At 63.0% G+C, this 4,930-nt stretch carries 5 protein-coding genes; all 5 read right to left on the bottom strand.

Annotated elements, in window-relative coordinates:
- Positions 1–267: STAS domain-containing protein (locus tag HKL97_RS03430; protein WP_291422702.1), on the bottom strand; the 267-nt coding region annotated here is incomplete at its 3' end.
- Positions 268–297: 30 nt separating this feature from the next.
- The gene (locus HKL97_RS03425; protein WP_291422701.1) at positions 298–2,232 is read right to left on the bottom strand and encodes a methyl-accepting chemotaxis protein; all 1,935 of its coding nucleotides are present in this window, start codon (positions 2,230–2,232) and stop codon (positions 298–300) included.
- A 218-nt stretch (positions 2,233–2,450) separates the two neighbouring features.
- Positions 2,451–3,659, bottom strand: coding sequence for a cellulose synthase operon protein YhjQ/BcsQ (locus HKL97_RS03420; protein ID WP_291422700.1), 1,209 nt, complete (start codon positions 3,657–3,659; stop codon positions 2,451–2,453).
- A gap of 251 nt (positions 3,660–3,910) precedes the next feature.
- Complete coding sequence (locus tag HKL97_RS03415) at positions 3,911–4,117, bottom strand: cold-shock protein (protein ID WP_284258154.1); 207 nt, start codon at positions 4,115–4,117, stop codon at positions 3,911–3,913.
- A 166-nt stretch (positions 4,118–4,283) separates the two neighbouring features.
- Positions 4,284–4,930: TolC family protein (locus HKL97_RS03410; RefSeq protein WP_291422699.1), on the bottom strand; the 647-nt coding region annotated here is incomplete at its 5' end.

Below are 4,930 nucleotides of genomic sequence, written 5' to 3'. Positions count from 1 at the left end.
TGGAGCGACGCCAAACAGGTTGAGAGTGGTGAGAAAATCCTCGGAGCAATCAGCCAGGCTGAGATCCTGCTCATCCGCCGCCCAGGCCGCGCGCGCGGCAAGCAGAACCTGCAGGCATTGCGCGCCGAGACGCTGCACGTCACCCGCGTTGAGGCTGAGCGGACGGCCTCGCAAAGTGAGCAAATTCTCCAGCAGGGCGGCGGCGGCGGTGAGGTCCAGAATTGGCGGGAGGGCCAGGGTATCCGCGCCGGGATGAATGTGTTCCATGATGCTTCCTGATTTTGATGAGCCCGGGGCTTAGAACTCATCCCAGTCTTCGGTGGCCGGGGCGGAAGATTCGGTGCTATGTGATACCGAAACGAATTTTCCGGATGGAGCGTGCACGGGGATGCGCGATTTTCGGGACGCGGTCTCCTTGACGGCGGGTTGAGGCTGGGGCTGGGGCTCGGCATGGCTGGTCTCGAACTGGGCAACGAGGCGGGCAAGCTCCTCGGCCTCGGCGACGAGGCTGTGGCTGGCCGCAGTGGTTTGCTCGACCATGGCGGCGTTCTGCTGTGTGACCTTATCCATTTGGTTGACGGCGGCGTTCACCTCCGCGAGGCCGGTTGCCTGCTCCTGCGCCGAGGCGGCGATTTCATTCACCAGGCTGTTGAGCCGTTCCACCTGCTCCACGATGCGCCCGAGCGCCTTGCCGGTTTCGCCCACCAGGCGCACGCCGGTGGCCACTTGCTGGCCCGAGGCGGAGATGAGGGCTTTGATCTCCTTCGCGGCATCGGCTGAGCGTTGCGCCAGGGCGCGGACCTCGGTGGCCACCACGGCAAAGCCGCGGCCAGCATCCCCTGCCCGCGCCGCTTCCACACCGGCGTTGAGCGCCAGCAAATTCGTCTGAAAAGCGATTTCGTCAATCACGCCGATGATGTTGCCGATCTGGCGGGAAGATGTCTCGATCCCTGACATCGCGCCCACAGTGTCGCTCACCACGGCGCCGGAGCGCTCGGCATCAGCGCGCGCGGCGTTGACAACATCGCGCGCCGCATTCGCGCCCTCAGAGGTTTTACGCACGGTGGCGGTGATTTCATCCAGCGCCGCGGCGGTTTCCTCCAGACTGGCCGCCTGTTGTTCCGTGCGGTGGGAAAGATCGTCCGACGCCTGGCGGATCTCCCCGGCACCGGCGCGCACACCATGGGTGTTCTGGGCGATCGAGCCCATGGTTGCCTCCAGCGTTTCCATGGCGTGGTTGAAATCGCCGCGCAGTTTTTCGTATTCAGCGGCGAAATTCGCGGTCAGACGGAATTGCAGATTGCCCAGGGCGAGGCGTTCCAGCCCGGCCGCCAGCGAATCGACAACGAATTTCTGCTGTTCGAGAAAGCCGGTTCTGGCCTGTTCATCGGCGGCGCGCTGCTGCTCGGCCTTGTGCGCGGCTTCCTGGGTTTTTTCCTCAAGGAGGAGCTTCTGCAAAGCGGATTCCTTGAATATCTGCACGGTGCAGGCCATGCCCCCGACTTCATCCTGGCGGTCGCGCCCGGCGATATCCACCTGTAGGTCCCCGCCGGCCAGTCGCTCCATGCTGCCTTGAAGGTTCTTCAATGGGTTGATGAGCCAGCTGTTGATGGCGAAGAAGGCGGCGATGACCGCCCAGGCCAAACCACCGATGATGATAAGGAATGTGAGCATGACGGTTGTGCTCGAGCTCTGCTCCAGCGCGGATGCCGCGTTGTTGGCCTGGATCTGGAGTTTTGAGCGCTCCGCAGTCATGGCGGCGGCGGCGGGCTGAAAACCGGGCATGCAGGAAGTGATGAACTCCTGCTGTGTGGTCACCTCTTCATAGGTCGTCGAAGCGGCGATGGCGTCAGCAATGGTTTTCGCGCATGTCGAATTGATCAACTCGTCGCCTTGCTTCTGCAGGATTTGCAGCGCTTGCGCCTCGGCCGGGAGCAAACGCGCGGCGCTTGCCAGATGTGTGTCAAAAGCGGAATGGTCCAAGACGAGCCGCGACCCGGCGTTGGTGGTGTTGGTGATGAGCAGAAGGCCGATGTCCGCTTGCATCGCGCTCATATCCCGATTCGCCTGCATGAGCAGACCCGCCGCCGCGCCTGATTTATCAATGACCTGCCGGTAGCCCGCGGCGATCCCCCGCAGCTGCCCGGTTGCGTAAAACGCGCCGCCGATACCAAAAACGCCGAAAAATCCCAGAATAATGAGGAATTTTGCAATAATTGGCAGATTCTTCACGCGACGGCTCCTTGTTCGTTTCAAGCAGCCCGCAATAGCGCCTCCGCCGCAAGCTGCCCCATGTCATGGGACTGACTATGCCGGGTGAGGTTTAATGTTTCGTATCCAAGTTGAGGATTTGGCGGCGGGGCAGACGCGCGCCGGGCCTGCCACGTTGCCGCGGCAAGCCCGGGGATTGAGCGTTCAAAACAGGTGCGGCCCCTTGCGCGGGGCCGGGTTCAGTTGCTGAACATGCGCTTCCACACGGAGGGAGGGTGTTCGCCCTGTTTCTCGGGGCCGCCGCCGGTGATGTCTGTGGCGATATCCAGCACGGCCTTGCTGTAGGCCGCGGGCAGGAATTCCTGCGGCCGGCCCAGGTTCTGGCTCTTGGTCAACCCGGTGGTGTAGGGCAGCGTGTGGTCAATGGCGCGGCCCAGAGCCGATTCCATGGCGCTGGCGGTTAGGGTTTCCAGGGTTTTCGGGCACAGGTTGTTAATGGCCAGAATGCTGCGCTGGCCGGTGCTGGCGGCTTCGCGCCCGCGCATGATCCGCGCGGCATTGCGCACGGCGAGGATCGTCGGATCAGCCAGCATGACGAGGAAGTCGCACTGGTCCAGCACGGTGTTGACCACCGCGCCGCTGCGCGAGGCGGCATCCAGAACAACGAAGTGGAAATGCTCGACCAATACCGCGAGCAACTCCTTCAAACGATCCGCAGTGATGGGATCGGCGGCCATGAGGTCGTTATCGGCGGTGAGCGTGAACAGCCGTGGCCCGCGCAAGGCGAGGACTTTTTCCAGCCCCAGATGGTCCAGCCCGGCGATGTTCTGCAGCGCCGCCACGAGGCCGTGGCTGGGCGGCAGGTTGAACACCAGGTTCACCGCGCCGTTGTAGACGTCCAGATCAACCACCACGGTCCGGCGTGAAAATCCATGGGCCAGATGCCAGGCCAGGCTGCAGGCCAAGGTGGTGGCGCCAGCGCCGCCGCGCGCGCCGAGCACGGCGATGGTCTTGCCGGCACGCGGGGCGCGGGCGGGCTCGCTGGCATGCGCGCCGAGGTTAAGGCCGCGGCGCAGCATGGCTGCGGTGAAGGGTTTGAGAAGATAATCAGCGACGCCAAGCTGCATGAGATCACGGAACAGGCCGACATCATTACGGTCGCCCGCGACGATGATGCGCGTGCCGGGCTCGGCGAGGCTGGCGACGCGGGTCATGTCGTTCAGCGGTTCGGCGGAATCGGCGATGTCAACCAGGATCTGGTGCGGCCAGGATGGAAGGGTTTTGACAAAGTCGAGCGCATCGCCGATGCCGCCTTGCCGGACCACGGCGTTCTTCAATTCAAGGTCGAACACCAGGGACTGCACAAGGTCGCGGCTGTCCGGGTCACTGAGAAAGGCCACAAGTTCCAGCGTGCGGGCGGGTTCATTATGTTCGGCTGTTTCGTTCATATTCATTTCCCTGCACCAGGCTTCTGGCGCGAAGTGTTAACGACATGGAAAAAAGCCGCATTGACCGGGATCAAGCGGGAACAGTGATGGGGCGGGCGGCGGCGGTGCGCCGGAGATGTAGCCAAAAGTCTTTAAAAATCAGGTACAACGCCAGCTACTATAATAAGAATGGGGGGCGTTGAGAAGCCTGTGCGCCGGGCAAAAAAAAGGCGGTGCAAACTGCACCGCCCCATTCCTCCGGCAAGCGGCGATTAGCCGGCCTGCAGATTTTCCGCCGAGAGCTTGCCCTGCTGGCCAGCCTGAATCTCGTAGCGAATCTTCTGGCCCTCGTTGAGGGTGCCAAGGCTGGAACGCTCAACAGCTGAAATGTGCACGAACACATCCTTGGAGCCGTCGTCGGGCTGGATGAAACCATAACCCTTGGTTGCGTTAAACCACTTCACTGTACCTGATGCCATGTCGCATCTCCTAACAAACAGCGACCCGCAACATGCAGGCCAAAATACTCTTCAGATTGTTGGGGAAGCGTCGGACCGCAAAAGCAGAGAAAACACGCAACAACAAGAAACGAAAAGCGCCGTGGCCACCCTATACGCCAGTTTTGCCCGGACCACAAACAATGAATTAAGGCGCGAAGGGGAGACGGGCCTGGATTGCCCCCGCTCCGGGCAGGGCAGATGCCTGAAATCCGCCGCCCAGGTCCTGGAACAGGGCAACGCTGGCCAGCAGGCGGTTTTGCTGCACGGCAAGCTGGGCCTGCTGGTCGCCCAGCAGGATGATTTGGGCGCTCACCACCGTGGTGTAATTCACGGTGCCGGCCTGGTACTGGTTGAGGGCGATGCGCAGGGCGCTTTGCGCGTCGGCCACGGCGCGGGCCTCCACCTGCGCCTGCGCCGCGAGAATCCGCAAGCCTGAGAGATCGTTCTCCACCCCCTGCAGGGCGCTCAGCACGGTTTGCCGGTAGGTCTGCACGCTTTGGTCATAGGCGAATTCCGCCGCGCGCACGCTGGCGCTGCGGGTGCCGCCCGCGAACAGGGTGGCGGATACATTGGCCCCCAGCGACCACAGGCTGTTGCTGACCGAGAACAGCCCGCCGATGGGGTCCGCCGCGTAGCCGCCCAGCGCGGAGAGGCTTAAATCAGGATAATAGGCGCCCTCCGCGATGCCGATTTTGGCGTTGGCCTCGGCCATGGCGCGTTCGGCGGCGGCAATGTCGGGCCGGCGCTGGAGCAAGGTGCTGGGAACGCCGGGCGGGGCCACCGGCACCATGG

This window comes from Acidocella sp., assembly GCF_013044125.1.
Taxonomy (GTDB): Bacteria; Pseudomonadota; Alphaproteobacteria; order Acetobacterales; family Acetobacteraceae; genus Acidocella.
Note: the sequence above shows the minus strand (reverse complement) of the source record. Positions and strands in the feature narration are given on the sequence as shown.

Coding starts and splice junctions, on each gene's coding strand:
- HKL97_RS03420 (WP_291422700.1), bottom strand. CDS start 3,659: ATGAACGAAACAGCCGAACATAATGAACCCGCCCGCACGCTGGAACTT.
- HKL97_RS03415 (WP_284258154.1), bottom strand. CDS start 4,117: ATGGCATCAGGTACAGTGAAGTGGTTTAACGCAACCAAGGGTTATGGT.